This is a genomic window from Mesorhizobium sp. M1334, from assembly GCF_040317995.1.
GTDB lineage: Bacteria > Pseudomonadota > Alphaproteobacteria > Rhizobiales > Rhizobiaceae > Mesorhizobium.
In genome coordinates, this window is record NZ_JAMYLM010000002.1 from 20,338 (window position 1) to 38,430 (window position 18,093).

Here is an 18,093-nt window from a genome sequence, read left to right on the forward strand (position 1 = left end):
GCAGCCCATGACATTGAAGGCGGCGCGTGTTGGATCGCCATAACATCTTCTCAGCGGGAACACCGCCATGGCCGCGTCGAGCGGTGATCAATGCCGTTCAGCCATCATGCCAAAGGGAGACGGCTCTCGTGCCCGCCCATCCTCGAGCTCGAGCATCGAATCGAAATAAGTTTTCCAGCGCGTATCGTGGGTCACAACGCAGATCGCGACATTGCGGCTGTCCGCCAGATGCCTGAAAACCTTCATCACCATCTCCGCCCGTGTACCATCCAGTGCGGCGGTAGGTTCGTCGGCTAGAATAACGGTGGGATCGTTTGCCAAGGCCCTGGCGATTGAAACGCGCTGCTGTTCGCCGCCGGAAAGCTGGGAAGGATAATTGGAGCCGCGATGTTCGATGCCCAACGCGGCGAGAAGCCGGCTGGCTCGCGCCTGCGCCTGCTGGCGACCGACATCGTTGACCTGCATGGCGATGGCAATGTTTTCGGCGGCCGTGAGAAAGGGGATCAGGTTCGCCTTCTGGAACACAAACCCAAGATGGGTCCGCCTGAAGGCCCGTAGCTCGTTGAGCTTCGCACCGGGACGCGAAATCACCTTACCGTCGAACAGGACCTCTCCCGTTGTCGGTGTCTCCAGCAGACCGGCGATCATCAGCAGCGTCGTCTTGCCGGAGCCGCTGGGCCCGACGATGCCGGTAACACTGCCGGGGCTCAAGGTCAGCGAACCTGCCGCCAACGCGGTGACCGGCGAGCCGCCGCTCTCGTAGACCTTGCTGGCGTTCCGAACCTCCAGCGTGGCGAGGCGGCGCTTCGACATCAGGCCAACACTTCCTGGGCACGGACCGCGAGCGCGCGACGAATCGCAAACCAGCTGGCCGCAAGGCTGAGTGCCATCAGCACGAACGACAACACGCCAAGATCGGATTCGGTCATCAGCACAGTTCTCGGAAATCTCGGATAGATCGTAAACGAGATGGCTATGGCCAGAACGAGGCTGCAAAAGCCGATCAACCCCGCCTGCTGCGCAATCATGCCGATGATCACCCGGTCACGGGCGCCGATCAGCTTCAGAAGTGCTATCTGCGCGACCTTCTCGATTGTCATCGTATAGATGGTCAGTGCTATGACGGCGCAGCAGATCAGCAGCGTCATCGTCGTGAAAGCCAGGATCTGGACGCGGAGCTTGCCGAGGCGGCCGTCCAGTAGAAGCGTTTCCTGGTCCTGCTGCGTGAGGACCTCGACGTCGCCCCAGCGTTTGATCGAGTCACGCACGACCTCCTTGTCAGCGCCCGGGAGAGTTTCGACGATGACCGCAGCGACACTTCCGGTCTCGTCGCCGAGACCCATGCGCGTCTTGCCCTTGGCCGCACGGTTGAGGAGGATCGCCTCGCTGGGCAGCAGTCGGTTGATGACCTGCGCGTCCGGGATGGTGACGAACAACAATCCGTCGCCACCCATGTCGACCTGCCCGGCCGACACGCCGACAATCGTATAGCTATCTCGTCCAAGCCGGATCTCGTCACCCACAACCAGGCCTAAAGTCTTGTCGGCTATGGCCTCGTAGCGATTTGATTGGAAGTACCGGCCGGCGATCAACGGTATCCAGCTGCCACTGTCGCTTGGATAGTCCACACCAGTGACGGACATTCGCAGCGGAAGCCCGTCAATTTCGAACTGCTGGTTGTATTGGATGAACCGCCGCGTTGCCGCCACACCGGCCACACCGGCCACGCGGCGATCGAGATTGGCCGGTACGGCGGAGGATTCGGCGAACGGTCCGGACTTTCCCCCTTCGACGACCCAGAGGTCGGCACCAATGCCGTCGATCACGATCAAGGCTTCGTAGACGATGCCGCGATACATGCCCAGCATGCCGATCGTCGCCGCCATCAGCAGGCCGACGCCGAAAACGGTCAGGATGAACCTCAGCAGGTTATGCCTGATATCTTTGACCGCGAGATTCACCTGCTCAATGCCTGGAGGTTAACCGCTTGGTACTGGAAGCGGCCTGTCGGACTGAGCACGACATCGCCGACCTTTAGGCCGCGCGTGATCTCGATATCGGTGCCGCTGGAGTAGCCCAGCGAAACAGGAGCCCAATAGGCCCGCCCGTCATGTGCAATCCAAAGACCCACCCGTCCCTGGTTTCTCGCCAGGAATCGCTGTGGCACCGCGATGCCCGGTGACGGCGATTCCGCTTGGATGGTGACGCTTGCACGCTGACCCACAGCCCAGTTCGCCGGCACCTCGCGCAATTTAAGATCGACCGTGAACTCGCGCGTCTCTTGATCGACCTGCCGGCCGATCCGCGCAATGGAAGCAGCGTAGGGCCGTTGCGGATCCGATGAGAAGGTGACTTTGGCTACTTGCCCCGGCCGAAGCGACCCCATCGCGGATTCGTCGAAGCGCGCCATGACCAGCAATGACGTCGGGTCGACGATCTGCATCAGTTCGACGCCCGGAGAAAGCAGGTCTCCCACCGTGCGGCTGCGGGAAACCACCACCCCATTGACAGGCGAGCGTATCGAGGTTTCGCCGAAACGGCTCCGTATCTGCTCGACCTCGGCGGAGGCGGCCGCGGCCTGGGCCTTTGCGCGCTCGATGCTAGCGGTCGCTCGCGCCAATGCGGCCTCGGCTTGCTTCTGGGTGCCTTCGAAGAGGTCGAACTCGGCCTGAGAAATCGATTTGCTGGCGAGCAGGCTCTTCCTGCGATCCAGATCTGCCTTTGCAGTACGGGCGGCGATAACCAGCCGGTCACGCTCCAATTCGGCCTCGCGCACGCTCTCCGCCGCGGCCCGGTCGTTGGCGACCGCTGCGGCAAGCTGATACTCGATTTCAGTCGCGTTTAGCGTGGCGAGGATATCGCCGGTCTTTACCTCGTCATTCCGGTCGACGCGAACGTCGGCCAGGAATGCCTGGATCCTTGCCGTCACGACGACCTGGTTGGTTGCACCAAGGAGGCCGGGTCCGGCGATTTCACGCGCGATCAGCCTTCGCTGGGCGACATAGGACTCCACCTGAGCAGGCCAGATATACCAACCAGAAAAGAGCCCGACTGCCGCCAGAACGGCAAACAAGATTAAGATGAAGCGAATCACGTGCCTTTTACCTGCACCGGCTTCCACCGGCCCCGCTGACCCCTGAATCGACGCATCACTATATCGCCGCCTGCTCGGCTGCATCGACCGCCGGTTGCCCAGCCAACAGTCGTTCGATGACTTCCCTCAGGATATCTTCTGCTTCTGCACGGTCATAGCCCAATTGGTCGAATATCAAGGTCAGACCAAGACCGTTCGCGGTCGGAAAGGTACGCAGATCCATCTCGCTGGTACGTGGTTTTTCTCGTCGCATGTCAGGCAGGGGCGTCACTTTGAACATGCCGAGATCAAGTTCGCCACCGGCATGGGCCCTTTGAAGGGGGGCCGACTGCGTGGCGCGTGTCCATCTGTCGACTGTTTGGGTGCCGGCGACGAAGAGGGAGGTATAGGAGCCCTTGGCCACGACTTCGTCATGCACGTCTCCGAAGTAGTTCGAATCCATGAAGGGCGCGAACTGGATAGCCTCTTCGATCCCTTCTCCGAGCGAACCGGCTAACGCTTCGATTGTCTCGAACCGAGACAGCCGCGTACGCACAGGGACGTCCGAGGCGACGAAATTGACATAGTTCTCCAGCCGCCGGTCGTGGCGCAACGCTGCTGGAACCTGCATCACCATATCGTCCACGCCGCCGCGCGACCCGATGGTCTGCGCAAAGGCCGCGATGATCATGGCCGTTTCCGTCGTGCCGGCTGCCCTGGCACGCTTGCGCAGCGCATCCTGCTGGTCGCTGGCTATCGAGAGCGTCACGTCCTCGCTAAGGCTGCAATCGATCAGGTTGACATTCGTCCGGCGGCCTTTCGCCTTGCGCCCGAGATTGGGAATTTGCGGCAAGGGCTCGGCGAATACCTTGCGCAGGAATGCGTCGCGCCGTTCGAACGAACCAGGCTTTCCGACATGGTCGAAATCCCGGATGAATCGGTCGATACTCATTTCCACCGGATCAAGAGGCAGGCCGAGATAAGCCTTGACTGTTTCCTCGACGATGAGGCCGAGGGAATAGCCGTCAACAACGAGATGATGTGCCTTGGCGACGATAAGGTCGCTCTCGGAGCCGAACCGGATGACGGTGACACGGAACATCGGCGCCTGGATATCTATGCCTTCCTGCGCGAGTTCGGTTGCGCGCTCTAACGCTTCGGATTCGTCGGCGACTTGCTCGACCCTGAAGAAATCGGTCGGGGTCCTTTCCAGATACGCGCCGTATCTAGCCCCCTTGCGGAAGAACCGGGTACGCATCACCTCGTGTCGCGCCATGACCGTTTCGATCGCCCGTCTGAGACGATCGGCGTCCATTTGCGGCCGGATCTTGAACTCCTTGCTTACAATGAATGCGGCACGCGCATGCGAAGTCGCGTCTGGATGTTCCTGGAAACGCAGTAATCCCAATTGCGTGCTAGTTACTGCTATCTCTCTTTCGACGTTGGGCACGCCGTTGAGCGGTGAGCGCTCGACATCCTGGCCTCCACTCGGCTGACCGGACCACTCGCGCAGACTCCAGCCCATTGCGATGGGCACCAGGCGGCCTGACGTTTCGAGCTCGGAGGAAAGCTCGTCGAGAAACTGATCGAGTAGCAACCGCGCTGCTGCTTCTTCGACAACGTCGAGATCCACGGTCAGCCGGCAGACAACGCCGGCTTCGCTGGTCGCTACGGACAATTGTATCTCGTGCGCGGATGCGGGGATCGCATCGAGAGGATGGTCCAAGGCGGCGAGCGCCGTAACTTGGCTACGGTCGAGAAAAGCGAAGCCGAATTGGCGCAGCGAAACATGGCGAATGCGCAGATCTTCTTCGAGCGCCAGTTCCAGAGACGACGTATCCATTGACCGATGCGCGTGGCCGTTTGCGTCGGCACGCTCGACCTTCCTCAGCAGATCGTAACCGAGTTCATTCATGGCTCGCAGGACAATCGGATAGGACCCATCCAAGGGGCCTATCAATCCGCTTGGTGCTCCCTGCCCGCGCTCGCTATACCAGCGGTCGACGACGATTGATCGGAGCGAGAGGCGGCTTGCCAAGGCCTTGGCATAGGCGGCCAGAAAGCGCGCGGCCGTCAACTCCGATCCCGATGCGAATGCTGCTGCTGGAAGCGTGATCTCCAGCAACCCGACACGGCCCCTGTTGGTTCCCATACCGACGGGAGACGCGGCACGACTGCGGCCGGGGATCGGTGCGATCGCAGGCGCGTGGTGAAGTATCTCCTTCCAATAGGCGAGGTCGCGACGATACTCGCTCGATCCGGGCATCGGATGAGCTGCGCGCGCGTAGTCGGTAAAACTAGGCCCTGCTTCGACCGCTTCTGCTTCGCCTTGCACAAGCTGCGCAAGCAAAAGATGAACCGACAACGTGTCCGCAGCCGCGCGATGAGCCCGGATTTGTAGCTCGTGACCGCCATCCTGCCGCTGCCACGCGCCGATCCGCCATAGCGGACCAGGCAGCGCCACATCGCCCAAACGACCGCCCGGCGAAAGCACTTCAACAATCGGTTGAGCCTCGAAGCCTATCTCCACGGCGCCGGACGCCGATATCGCACCGGTCATCCGGAGCGCGTCGTGTCGCTCGACCAGTCGCGCCAATCTTGTCGCAAGCGCGGCCAGCGACACGCCAGGCTCAATACTCGTCTCGACCAGGATCTGATTGTCCGCCTTTGCGACCGCCGACGACATCGGCAGTCCGTCCAGCATCATCGCATTGACCTGGCGGCCAAGAGGCCGGAAGGCTTCCTGCGCTGCAACGCCATCGGAACTCGCTTGTGCGGCCAGGACCTGCAAGGCGGACGCCTTCAGCTTCGCCTCAAAAGCGGAAGCAACGAGGCGCGACAGTCCCGCGATCGTCGGCGCTTGCAGGAACTTGGCGACAGGGATGTCGACTTCGACCTGAGCCTCGACGCGGTTTTTCAGTTCGAACGATGAGAGGGAGTCGAGACCGAGCTCACTGAGCTTGCGGTCATCCGCCAAGGCGCTTGCCTCGACCTTGAGGACTTTCGCCACTTCGCGCCGGATCATGTCGGCGAGCAGGTCGTCCCACGCCTCGCGCGGCGCGGCTGCAAGCTCGGCCTGAATGCGAGACCGCCCTCCGGTTCTGTCTCCAAGCAGCGGCGAAATCCTCGGATTCGTCGCTGCGCCGGGGTTCGTGCGAGCGATCGCAGCCCAGTCGATATTGGCAAAGCCGAGATTCTCCGATCTGGCGCGCACAAGATAGGACAGGGCCGCCGCCGCTTCAGAATCCTGAACCGGCTTGATGCCTACGCTATCGAGATAGTTGGTCATTGCTTCCGACCTGGCAACGAATCCACTGCCGGCGATCATGCCCCAGGCGGTGGACGAGCCGGCCAGGTTGCGACCCCTGCGGTACGTGGCGATTGCGTCCAAAACAGAGTTGGCCGCTGTGTAGTTGGCCTGCCCAGACGAACCGATAACCTGCGCGATCGACGAGAAATTCACGAAGTAATCCAGCGGAATATCGTGTTCGACAACGGCGACATGCAAGTTCCACCCGCCGGCTATCTTCGGCCTCAGCACGCGGTCGATCTTGCCTGCATCGAGCTGCGAGACGAAAGCGTCCTCGATCACCGCGGCGCCGTGCACGATGCCGCGCAGAGGAGCGTCACCCCCAGCATATTCGCCGATCAGCCTGCCGACGGCAGTAGCATCGGTCACGTCCAGAGCGGCGCGAACGATGCGCGTGCCACGTTGCTCCATGATCTCGATGGCCACAGCCGCTTCGGCATCTGGAACACCGCTTCGATTGGCAAGGATGATGGTTCCCGCGCCTTTCTGACTGAGCCACTCGGCGATCGCAACGCCAAATCCCTTGAGCCCACCAGTGACGAGGTAGGAAGCCTGAGCGGAGACGGCGAACTGTGCGCCGAGGTCAAGTTCGATGTCCACGGAAGGTTCGTCGAAAGTGACGATCACCTTACCGATGTGCAGCGCTCGCGAAAGCATGCGCATGGCTTCTGCCGCGCGCGATGCCGGGAAGCGGGTCGCCTCCAGCGGCTTATAGACGCCGGCGGCCACCTTAGCCTCCACCTCCACCAGCAATTGCCTGAAGAGGCTCTCCTTCTCGACGGGGAGCGTCGAGAGATCGATGACCGAATAGGCGTTGTTGCGATAAAGCGAGCGAAGCCCGATCGGCTTGTCGTCGGCGAGATCGCGCTTGCCGATTTCGACCATCCTGCCGAAGGGCGCCAGGCACTCCAGACTCTTGTCGATGCCGTTGCCAGACAGCGCGTTCAGCACCACGTCGACGCCGCGGCCACGCGTAAGGGAACGCACCTCGTCGGCGAAATCGAGAGCGCGCGAGTTCATGACCTCATCCACGCCCCATGTCTTCAGGAAGGCGCGTTTTGTGTCGCTGCCTGCAGTGCCGAAGACTCGAGCCCCCACATCATGCGCGACCTGGATGGCGGCGAGCCCGACACCACCCGAAGCCAGATGGATCAGCGCGGTTTCGTCCTGTGCCAATCGGCCGATATGTTTGAGAGCGTAGTGAGCGGTAAGGAAGGCTGTCGGGAGGGTCGCGGCCTGGATCAGATCAATACCATCGGGTACGCGCATGGCGAGATCCGCCCGGAGCTTGGCGAAGCGTCTGAGGTAGCCCTTGCCCATACCCATGATGCGATCGCCGGGCTTGAGATTGGTCACCCGTTCGCCGACCCTGCGGACGGTGCCGGCGAACTCCAGCCCGAGATTGCGCCAGTATGCCTCGTCATTCTCCAACTCGTCCGGCAAGATGCTGGTGGCCGCCATGATGTCGCGGAAGTTCAATCCGACCGCGGCGACCTCGACCATGACCTCGTCTGGCGCCAATTCGGGATCGGCGATTTCGCGTAGTACGATGTTGTCGATGGTGCCAGGCCCCGTCATGGTGACGGCGAAGTTGGAAGAATCCCGCGCGGTCTCCAGCGTCCGCCGCAACGGCGCCACTTCGTGCAAAGCCAGTTGCTCCAGCCGCGGGACATAGCGTTCGGCGCCACGCAGGATGAATTCCGTCTCTGCGGTTTCCTCCAGCACGGCGCCCGAAATGCTCACCCCCGACTGCAACGATGTGGGATCCGCATCGATAAGGCGGATGCCCAAACCTTTGAACTCGTTTGCCATTGTGCGAGCAATGCCGATTAAGGCGCTCTCACTCAGGCCTGAAAGGCTCATCGGCTGGTCACCTTGCACAAGCCGGCTGCCGGACGTGACGACAACCAGTTCGGGCCGCTGTTCGGACGAACTGTGCAGCCGGTCGATGACTTTTCCAAGCGTGATCAATTGGTGCACGATAGGCGTGATCCTGGCGAGAAGCTCGTCCCCGCCTGCTTTGTCGTCGAGTTTTTCGGGGGTGGCGGCGCTGAACAGGATGCCACCTGTCCCACCCGATTTGGTCATGAATGCCCGGATCGTGGCGAGCGCTTCATCCGCATCGAGGTTCAGGAACGGCGCGGGGTTTGCGACCTCGACCGTCGCTCCGCGGCTAACCAGCTCAGCCAATGTCGCTTCGAGGCGCTGCGTTCCATCACCCACCACCAACCAGTGGGCGCAACGCAATGAGGGCGCTGCCGGTTTGGCTTCCTGCTTCTCGAAATGCTCCTCGAAAACACTGGAGCCCGAGCCGGCACCTTGCTTGGCCCTGCTGCTCCTGACCTTGCCCAGCGCCTTGGTCTGAAGGTTGTCGAGAACGATGAGCGGCTGCCCTTCCGGCGAGAACACGCTGAACCGAATCGAGTACGGGTCGAGACCCGGCTGGATGTCGACGATCACCTCGGGCGTCAAAGGAGCGCCCAGCAGGATCTTGCGGGCGCCGGTCGGCAGGCGCAACTGATACTGGGCCTTGTCTTCATTAGCCGGCGGCAGCGATTCACCTGGAACCCACACGCCGTCTCGATGTGAAGCCAGGCCGATGCCGGCCTGGAGCACCGCGTCCAGCAATCCGGGGAAGGCGAAATACTGCTTCGCCAAGTTGGGATCCTTGCTTGACAGCTTGGCAACCAGGCGGTCGCCGACAATGTCGAGTGCGTTCACCGACTGGAAATAGGGACCGTATTCAAGCCCGTGCCGTTCGGCGAGACGGTAGAATTCCGTCTTTTCGACTAGGTTCGGGCGATCCAGCAGCAGGTCGGCAGGAGCTGGTGCAAGTTCATATTTGTGGCTGAAGCCATAAGCTTCGGCACGCGTCCTCCAGCCATCCTCCGAACCTCGATGGAACGTGGCGATGCGCAGCCTGCTACCGACCGGATCGAACGTCGTCGTAAACAGTACGACGTCGTCCTCCGCGATGGAAAGCGCTTCGTACAGTTTGAAATCACGCAGTTCCACGGACTCAGAGCCGAAATGGTCGCGCAGTGCGGCCCCCATGATTTCGATGTAACCGACGGCCGGGAAGAGGCAATCGCCGCTGACCCGATGGTCAGCCAGGAATTTGAAGCCTCTGAGCGTGATTTCGTTCGTCCAGGACGGCGCCGCAGTGAAGTCGCGCCATCCAAGCAGTGCGTGCCGGGGTGCCTCGAACAGGAAGTTCTTGGTTTCCTCGGATGTATTCAGCAGGCGCTGGTTGTTCCAGGGTAACTTGGGAACGGCCACGTGGCCACTCAACGATTTCGGCCGGTCGAATTCGACGCCGGCAACATGAAGGCTGCCCTCGGCCCGCGCCAGCGTCCAGAAATCGTCAGTTTTGCGATCGAGCGAGTTCACCGCGGCGGCGTCTACCCCGCGCTCCTGCGAGATGCCTCGGATGAGCGGCGTCAGCGTGCGGTGCGGACCTATTTCCAGGAAAGTATTGATGCCGAAATCGAGGGTGAAATCCAAGGCCTTGGTAAAGCTGACGGGTTGGCGCAAATTGGCCCACCAGTAGTCGGCGTCGAACTTCGTCTCGAATATGCCGGTGACCGTCGAGATGATCGGCAGACGGCCTTCTTTCCAGGCGACCGGACCCAGTTCGCCGAGGAACCATTCCTTGCAGTCTTCCAGATGCGCGCTGTGCCATCCGAAATCCATGGTCATCCGGCGGGCCGTCGCATCGGGATAGGCTTCCGCGACCTTGGCCAGCACGCCAAGCACCGCGTCCTCCATGCCGGAAATCGTTTGCGCGATCGGGCCGTTGTAGGCGGCAATGACAACGCTTTCGTCACCGGGCAGCAAAGGTTCGAGTTGATGGACCGTCAGCCCTATCGTGGCCATTGCACCGCGCCGCTCGCTCTTCAGCGGGATGAGGCCGCGTTTGGCAATGATGCGAGCCGCCGTCTCGATATCGATGATACCTGAAACGTAGGTGGCCGCGACCTCGCCGAAGCTGTGGCCGATCAGAAGCTCAGGCCGCACGCCGGCCTTTGTCCAGCGCTCGTAGAGGGATATCTGCGTGGTGAAGATGGATGCCTGGGTAACGTCGGCATCGTTGATGCGGGTCTTCGTCTCGTCCCGCAGCATCTCCTCGACGGTCGACCAGCCGACCATCGGACGCAGCACTTCGTCGAACATCTCGGCGGTTCGGCGAAACGCACGGTCTTCCTTCAACAGGCGGCGCGCCATGGCCCACCACTGGCCGCCCTGGCCCGAGAAGGCGATGGCGAGCCGACGGTCGGATGCCCTCCCGGTGATGATGGTCGGCCCTTCCGCGCTTTGCTCGATGGCTCCCTTAGCTAATGCGCGCAGTTGGGCCTGGAGCGCGGCACGCTCCGGCTCGACGATGAGCGCTGCCCGTTGCGCGAAGTTATCGCGCGTGCTGCTCAAATAGGCGGTGATGTCTTCGACCGGGGTCTTCGCAAGGGAGCCCCCCTCCTCCAGCGCATCGGCTAGACGGCCTGCCCACAGTTCGAGTCCGGCCGTGCTGCCGGCCGAGATCGGGACGGCTATCGGATGGCCCGCTGTCACCGGCCTTGGCGCACGGTTGGCGTTCGCGGACAACCCCCGCCATCCTTCCACTGCGATGGAGGCATTGGTACCGCCAAAGCCGAAGGAGTTGACGACGGCCAGGACCGGCCGGCCGTGATGGTCGATCGGCGTCGGCGTCGTTGCTACAGCGATGTTGAGCGCGTCGAACGGAATGCTCGGATTCGGGCGCTCGAAATTCCGGTTCGGCAGCACGATGCCCTTTCCCGCCGTCAGCACCGTCTTGATGAAACCCGCAATACCGGACGCCGATTCGAGGTGGCCGAGATTGGGCTTGAACGATCCGACATAGGCCGGCTTTGACCGTGAATTCACACCGAACACGCGGCCGATGGCAGCCGCCTCGATCGGATCGCCGACCGGCGTGCCTGTCCCATGGGCCTCGACATAGTCGACATCGGCCGGATCGATGGCGGCGCCTTCCACCAGCGCCTCCAGCATCGCTTGCTGTGCTTCCCCGCTCGGCGAGGTCAGGGTGGGCGTATACCCGTCCTGATTGACCATCGAATGACGGATCACGCCATAGATCCGGTCGCCGTCGGCAATTGCCCGGTCAAGAGGCTTCAGCAAAACGAAACCGCAGCCTTCGCCGCGCACGAACCCGTCCGCCCTTTCGTCGAAGGTGTAGATACCGCCGGTCGGCGAAAGCATGTTGGCGCTGGAGAATGCGATAAACGGGCCTGGATCGAGCATGCAGTTGACGCCGCCGGCGAGCGCCGTCTCACAGGTGCCGGTGCTCAGGTGGCGCACCGCTTGGTCGATGGCAACGAGCGCCGACGAGCATGCCGTGTCGACGGCGATACTCGGCCCTTTCAGATCGAAACGGTGGGATATTCGGTTGGCCGCGATCGAGAACGCCGAACCGGTGCCGGCAAAAATATCCCCACCACCGACACGTCCGCGGCGCAGGTTCTGCGCGAAATCGTTGGTCGAGATTCCGATGAACACGCCGGTGCGCCCGCGGCGCAGGTCGGCCAATGTGCGCTCGGAATCCTGGACGGCCTCGAAGGCCACTTGCAACGCCAGGCGCTGCTGCGGGTCCATCGTTGTCACCTCGCGGGGCGACATGTCGAAGAAACTCGGGTCGAAGCCGAAAACGTCGCTGGCAAGAAACCCACCCCAGCGCGTCCGCATCTTTCCCCGGGCATCGGGCTCCGGATCATAGAATGCATCGACATTCCATCGATCCGCCGGGATATCGACGATGCCGCAGTTCTTCTCCAGGAGAAAGTTCCAGTACGAGTCCGCGTCCTGGATTCCTCCAGGAAACCGGCAACCAATTCCGATAACTGCGATTGGCTGTGTTGACTCAATGACCTGCTGAGGGCCATCGCCCCCACGATGAATGTTCATGCCCAGACCCCCGCCTAGTATACACCGTGGGTTGCCCAACCCACGGCGCACTTACAGTCACGGCGTATTTAAGTGCATGTCCTAACGGAAGCTCCAAGAGCAAAACTCGCCAGGTTAGCATTTTTATCGCAAAATGTGTCTTTTAAGCCGATTTGATTACTTTTTAGGCCAATTTGATTAGTTTTTAGGCCGATGTGGCTGCTTTTGAAGAGAAACCCGTCCGCTCGATCCTCGTCGCCAAAAACAGGCGTCCCCGAGGCCCGTTCCGGAGCGTCAACGCAATCCCAAGTCGAAATCGAAGCGGCGTGCGACGACCTGAGGACTGCGTGCACTCCAGGCGACGGCGGCCACGTGGTGCGCGCTTGGGCGGAACTCAATGAGCCTGAGGGGTTCAACCAATTCCAGTGGCGGCGAGAGGATATAGGCCTCGCCGCTCCCGTCCATCCCAATCTCGAGTCCCACCCCGGCGAGGCCGACGCCGGCAGCCTTGAGCACGGCTTCGCGACAAGTCCAAAGCCGGCAGAACATGAGGCGGCGGGCCTCTGGCGCCAGTGACTCAAGTTGTGCGATCTCGCCGGGCGCGAACAGAGAACGGGCCATGGACATCTCGCCGCTCCGCGGGGCGACGCGCTCGACATCGACGCCGACTTGCCCGGCGGCAGCCACGGCCACAAGGGCAAGATCCCCCGAATGCGAAAGGTTGAAGGCGAGGCGCCCGTCCGCAAGGAACGGCTTTCCCTGTGGGGTCTCCCGCAGATCGAGCTCTCCCGGCGCTCGGCCGGTGTACATGGACAGCACCCGGCGTAAGCCGGCATGAGCTGCCAGATGGCGCCGCTGATCCTGCTCGAAAACAAACCGTCCGCCCCTGGTCAATTCGGCTGGATTGAGCACGGCCATGTCCGACTGCGAAAGGGGAGCATCGAGAGCAACCCGCCACACATGGACGTCGATCCCGAGAGCCGGCACCACCCGCCCACCGCCGTGCGGCAAGACAACTCCGCTTTGCTTCATCTTGCAGTTTTCCCGGCCGGGCGAGAGGTAGGGCTCGGCCTGCTGCAGCAATACGGCATTGACGACTGCCCCCCAAGCTTTGCCCGTTAACACCATCAACCTACGCGATTCTTGTAACACCTCTCGGCACGCTCATCATCGGCCACGCTCTAACGCGCTAGAGTGAACCAGTCCAAAGGCCTGAGGGACTTGGCTGCGATGCGGGTGCGCACCGATTTGGAACAACGAGCCTCAGAGTACCACCCGAAGCGGAGTCAGGTCATTGAAGCCGGCTGTTGTGGCGCAGCACGAGGCCGACCGCGCCGAGCAGTGCGTCGTTCTCCGTGTGCTTGCCAACGATTATCCGCGTGCGCAGCGCAGGTGCCACATCGCGGGACTTGATCAGCGTATGGCGTTCATATGACGCGATCAGTGGCGCCAGGAGAATGTCGCCCGCCAAGGCCATGCGGCCGCCGATGATGATGAGCGGCGGATTGAGCACCGAACCGATCAGGCCAAGGCCACGGCCGGCGAACTCGGCGGTGTCCTCGATCATCCGCAGCGCCCTCACGTCGCCCTGCTCGGCCATCATGATCACATCGTCCATCGTGACCGGCCGCCGCACGATGCGCGAAATCTGCTCGAGCGGCCGGGCGAAGCTGGCATAGAGCTCCAGGCATCCGCGATTGCCGCACCGGCAAAGGTCGCCGCCGGGATCGATGCTGATGTGCCCGAATTCGCCGGCGCCGCCGGCGATGCCGCTCACCAGCCGGCCGTGCTGGACAATGGCCCCGCCGACGCCCAGATCGACCTTGAACAGCACGAAATCGTCGTGGCCGACTGCCGCACCCCACATCAACTCAGCAATGGCCGAGCAGTTGCTCTCATTGTCGGCGAAGATCGGCTGTTCGAGGACCGGCCCGAACACATCGCGGATGTTGACCCCGGCCCAGGTCGGAACAATACTCGCGCGCAGCACCACTCCTTCGCGGCTGACTGGGCCCGAGACGGAGACCCCAACCCCCAGGAGCCCCGCCATCGGCAGACCGTTCTCTTCGTAGCATCGGGCAATTACTGACTTGGCGAGCTGGGCCGCCTGTTGCGGCTGGTAGTCCAGACCCATGGGGATAGTTTGTTCAGCAACGAAAGAATGCGAGACGTCGGCGACGACGCACCGCATCTCGTCGAGGCCCAGGTGGATGCCGACGCAGGTGCCCGCAGCGGGATTGAGCGTCAATGCCGTGGCCGGCCTGCCAATGCCCCTGGCCGCGTCATGATGGGCCGAGGATTCGATCACCATCCCTGACTTTCTCAAGCCGTTGAGCGCGGTTGAAACCGTCGACCGCGCCAAACCGGTAATGCGGGTAATTTGCGACGCGGAAAGCACGCCGCGCTCGCGCAAGCATCGGACGATCAGGCTCTCCGGCGACGCGGACGGCCTGTCGATCAGCCAATTTCTAAGCGAAGGTTTGTTCATGATGAGCACAAAGCATGTTGACTGATAGCTCAAATATGTCATCTTGGAAAGAACGGAGATTACTGCATCTCGCCGGCCACCACCTCAAATCGCAGGCCACAAGCGGTCGATACGAACCGTGCATCACATATGGGAGTAAAACGATGAAATACCTGAGGACGGCCTTTGCGGCCGCTACCGCCTTCACCTTGATTACCGGAACAGCGCTCGCGGAGCCGAAGACCAACCTCTTGCATCAATGGGCCACCGGATCGGACGCCCAGGCTATCGCCAAGCTCGGCGAGATGTTTACCGCCAAGGGTGGCACCTGGCAGCAGACCTCCATCGCAGGCCATACGGCCAATACATTGGCCAAACTGCGTGCCGATGTGATCGCCGGCAACGCACCTCCCGCTGTGCAGCTAAAGGGCCCCGAGATCGCCGAATGGAACGAGACGGGCATGACAGCCAATCTCGACGACCTGGCGAAGGCGGAAAATTGGGAGAAGGTCGTCGCTCCCGAATTGCTGCCGGTGATGAAGCCGACCGGGAATTGGGTAGCAGCGCCGATGAACATCCACCGCATCAACTGGCTGTGGGCATCGCCGAAGGTCATGAAGGATGCGGGCGTCAACGAGATGCCGAAGACATGGGCGGAGTTCAACGCCGCCTGCGACAAGATCGTGGCCAGCGGCAAGATCTGCATTTCACACTCAACCGCCGACTGGACCGACTCGACGGTCTTCGAAGTGGTCGTGTACGGTCAGGACCTCGATCTCTACAGGAAAGCTTTCGTCGAGGGCGACGTCGATGCCATGCGCAGCGACGGCATGGTCAAGGCCTTCGAGCAGTTTCGCACCATGACCTCGAAGTACATGGACCCCGGCATGAATGGACGTGACTGGGATACCATGTCGCATCTCGTCGGCCGCGGCGAGGCCGCCTTCCACATCATGGGCGACTGGACGATCGGCCTGCTGACGGCCGGCGGCTTCAAGGAGGGCACCGACTATGTCTGCGCCCAGGCGCCGACCGATTGGGGCAAGCCCGGCTTCATCTTGAATTCGGACTCGGTCGTGTTCTTCAAGCAGAAGGACCCGGACTACATCGAGGGACAGAAGCTGCTTGCCAGCATCATCCTGTCGCCCGAATTCCAGACCATTTTCAATCAGACCAAAGGGTCCATCCCGGCCCGCCTCGACGTCGATCTTTCGAACGGCTTCAATCCCTGCCAGCAACTCTCGCAAAAGGATCTGCAAGCCTCGATCGCCGCCGGCACGCTCGTCCGTTCGATGGCGCACAACATGACGGTGCCACAAAAGGTCCGCGGCGCAATAATGGACAGCATCACCGAGTTTGTAGCAACGCCGGATATGAGTGCGCAGGACGCGGCCAATGCGATGGCGGATGCGGCAGAAGCGCAGAAGTGACGCTGCCGATGATGGCCAGGGGCGAAGCTCCCGGCCAGACCTCGCCGGAGCAGCCCGATGTCCACCCATGATCTGATTGTACCAGCCGTAGCTGCCGCGGCCCGTCCGTGGCGCGAGCGCCTGGGCACGATGGTGCCCCTTCTAGTGCTGGCGCCGTCGATTGCGGCGAGTTTCATCTATGTTTTCGTCTTCACGCTCTGGACGCTCTACATCTCCCTGTCCAATTCGTCGCTGTTGCCGACCTATGGGTTCGTCGGCCTGGACAACTACGCTTCGCTTTGGGCAAACCGGCGCTGGAACATCGCCTATACGAATCTCTTCCTGTTCAGCGGCTTCTATATCGTTGGCTCGATGGCGGTTGGCCTGCTGCTTGCGATCGCGATCGACCAGCGCGTCCGCGGCGAGGCGGTTTGGCGCACCATCTTCCTTTATCCGTTGGCGGTGTCCTTCATCGTCACCGGTACGGTGTGGAGCTGGCTGTACAACCCTGTCGACGGTATCCAGGCCTTCGTTCGCGGGCTTGGCTGGACCGACTTCAGCTTCGCCCTGACGGCCAACCGCAACACCGCGATCTATGCGGTGATCATAACCGGTATCTGGCAGTCGTCCGGCTTCGCAATGGCGCTTTTCCTGGCCGGTCTGCGGTCGGTCGATCCGGATCTCGTCAAAGCCGCGCAAATCGACGGCGCGTCGGTTTTCCGGACCTATCGGAGGGTCATCCTGCCAACCATCGCTCCGATATTCCTGGCGGTGGCGGTCATTCAGATACAATTCGCCATCAAGACCTTCGACCTGGTGGCGGCGCTGACGCGGGGCGGGCCAGGCGTGTCCACGACCTTCCCCGCCATCTATGTCTACGACCTGATGTTCCAGCGCGGCCAAATCGGCGAGGGTGCCGCCGCGGCGATGATGATGCTCGCGGCGGTCGCGGTGGTGCTGGTGCCGTACTCCTTGTGGATCGTCTGGCGCCGGCGGGCGGAGGGCCGCAATGGTTGAAATTGCCCCCAATGCCCGTTTTGATCCGGAGGAAGCCGCTGCCACGCGCCGGCATTTCTGGAGCCGCTTCCTTGTCTATGCCGTGCTGACGCTTTTCGCGGTCGTCTATCTCGTGCCATTGCTGGTGGTGATCTTCAACTCGTTGCGCGAGCAGTCGGAGATTGCCCGCAACGGCCTCATCTCCGTACCGCGCAGCTTCCGGTTCGATGCATGGGCGCAGGCCTGGGGATCCTACTGCGTCAGCGGTACCTGCGAGGGCATGAAGCGCAATTTCTTCAACTCGCTGGCGATGACGATCCCCGCCACCATCATCTCGACCATTCTCGGAGCCATGAACGGCTACATCCTCTCCAAATGGCGCTTCAGGGGTTCCGAACTGATCTTCAATCTGATGCTGCTTGGCGTATTCATGCCCGGCCAGATTTCGCTGATGCCGTGGGCGTTCCTGCTCGGCAAGCTCGGCCTGACCAATTCCACATACGGGCTGGTGCTTATCCACGTCGTCCAGGGCATCTCGTTCACCACCCTGTTCTGCCGCAATTTCTACGTCAGCATACCGGACGACCTGATCAAGGCGGCACGCATCGACGGCGCCGGCTTCTGGCGGATCTTCCGCAAGATCATCCTGCCCCTGTCGCCGCCCATTCTGATTGTCACCGTCATCTGGCAGTTCACCGGCATCTGGAACGAGTATTTGTTCGGCGTCGTCTTCACATCAGGCCAGCAGCAGCCGATTACCGCGGCACTGGTCGCGCTCACGGCCGGCGGCACGACCGCGCGTGCTTACGATGTGATGAGCGCAGCCGTGCTGATCGGCGCGTTGCCACCGCTGCTGATCTATCTGTTCGGTGGAAAATACTTCGTGCGCGGCCTCACCCAGGGCGCCATCAAATGAGGCGTC

General features: G+C 61.8%; 9 protein-coding genes. 3 read left to right on the plus strand and 6 right to left on the minus strand.

Annotated elements, in window-relative coordinates; translation table 11 throughout:
- Nucleotides 1–87: 87 nt before the first annotated feature.
- The 6 genes from NKH17_RS03595 to NKH17_RS03620 all read right to left on the minus strand — a co-directional run bounded on the left by NKH17_RS03595 (nucleotide 88) and on the right by NKH17_RS03620 (nucleotide 14,829).
- Nucleotides 88–813 (minus strand): ABC transporter ATP-binding protein, encoded by a 726-nt coding sequence (locus NKH17_RS03595; RefSeq protein ID WP_352478380.1) that lies wholly within the window; start codon nucleotides 811–813, stop codon nucleotides 88–90.
- A complete protein-coding gene (locus NKH17_RS03600) occupies nucleotides 813–1,961 on the minus strand; it encodes an ABC transporter permease (RefSeq protein WP_352478379.1) in 1,149 nt (382 codons plus the stop codon). The genes NKH17_RS03595 and NKH17_RS03600 overlap by 1 nt, the downstream gene beginning before the upstream one ends.
- Nucleotides 1,958–3,094, minus strand: a complete 1,137-nt coding sequence (locus NKH17_RS03605) for an efflux RND transporter periplasmic adaptor subunit (RefSeq protein WP_352478377.1) — start codon at nucleotides 3,092–3,094, stop codon at nucleotides 1,958–1,960. Before NKH17_RS03605 ends, NKH17_RS03600 begins: the two co-directional genes overlap by 4 nt.
- Before the next feature lie 58 nt (nucleotides 3,095–3,152).
- On the minus strand, nucleotides 3,153–12,320 hold the full coding sequence (locus tag NKH17_RS03610) for an SDR family NAD(P)-dependent oxidoreductase (protein ID WP_352970148.1): 9,168 nt from the start codon (nucleotides 12,318–12,320) through the stop codon (nucleotides 3,153–3,155).
- A gap of 273 nt (nucleotides 12,321–12,593) precedes the next feature.
- Complete coding sequence (locus NKH17_RS03615; protein ID WP_352897135.1) at nucleotides 12,594–13,427, minus strand: 4'-phosphopantetheinyl transferase family protein; 834 nt, start codon at nucleotides 13,425–13,427, stop codon at nucleotides 12,594–12,596.
- A gap of 163 nt (nucleotides 13,428–13,590) precedes the next feature.
- Nucleotides 13,591–14,829: an ROK family transcriptional regulator gene (locus tag NKH17_RS03620; protein ID WP_352736949.1), complete on the minus strand. Its 1,239-nt coding sequence runs from the start codon at nucleotides 14,827–14,829 to the stop codon at nucleotides 13,591–13,593.
- 101 nt (nucleotides 14,830–14,930) lie between these two features.
- On the opposite strand from NKH17_RS03620, the gene NKH17_RS03625 reads away from it, so the two are divergent.
- Genes NKH17_RS03625 through NKH17_RS03635 form a run of 3 tightly spaced genes read left to right on the plus strand, consistent with a single transcriptional unit; the run spans nucleotide 14,931 to nucleotide 18,087 of the window.
- Nucleotides 14,931–16,196, plus strand: coding sequence for an ABC transporter substrate-binding protein (locus NKH17_RS03625; RefSeq protein WP_352478369.1), 1,266 nt, complete (start codon nucleotides 14,931–14,933; stop codon nucleotides 16,194–16,196).
- A gap of 57 nt (nucleotides 16,197–16,253) precedes the next feature.
- Complete coding sequence (locus NKH17_RS03630) at nucleotides 16,254–17,192, plus strand: carbohydrate ABC transporter permease (protein WP_352896976.1); 939 nt, start codon at nucleotides 16,254–16,256, stop codon at nucleotides 17,190–17,192.
- Nucleotides 17,185–18,087 carry a carbohydrate ABC transporter permease gene (locus tag NKH17_RS03635; protein ID WP_352702898.1) on the plus strand — a complete coding sequence of 301 codons (903 nt, stop codon included), beginning with the start codon at nucleotides 17,185–17,187 and terminating at the stop codon, nucleotides 18,085–18,087. The genes NKH17_RS03630 and NKH17_RS03635 overlap by 8 nt, the downstream gene beginning before the upstream one ends.
- Nucleotides 18,088–18,093 lie beyond the last annotated feature (6 nt).

Excerpts from the sequence above, each read along its gene's own strand:
- NKH17_RS03635 (WP_352702898.1), top strand. The coding sequence starts at position 17,185 with ATGGTTGAAATTGCCCCCAATGCCCGTTTTGATCCGGAGGAAGCCGCT.
- NKH17_RS03630 (WP_352896976.1), top strand. The coding sequence starts at position 16,254 with ATGTCCACCCATGATCTGATTGTACCAGCCGTAGCTGCCGCGGCCCGT.
- NKH17_RS03615 (WP_352897135.1), bottom strand. The coding sequence starts at position 13,427 with ATGGTGTTAACGGGCAAAGCTTGGGGGGCAGTCGTCAATGCCGTATTG.
- NKH17_RS03610 (WP_352970148.1), bottom strand. The coding sequence starts at position 12,320 with ATGAACATTCATCGTGGGGGCGATGGCCCTCAGCAGGTCATTGAGTCA.
- NKH17_RS03625 (WP_352478369.1), top strand. The coding sequence starts at position 14,931 with ATGAAATACCTGAGGACGGCCTTTGCGGCCGCTACCGCCTTCACCTTG.
- NKH17_RS03620 (WP_352736949.1), bottom strand. The coding sequence starts at position 14,829 with ATGACATATTTGAGCTATCAGTCAACATGCTTTGTGCTCATCATGAAC.
- NKH17_RS03595 (WP_352478380.1), bottom strand. The coding sequence starts at position 813 with ATGTCGAAGCGCCGCCTCGCCACGCTGGAGGTTCGGAACGCCAGCAAG.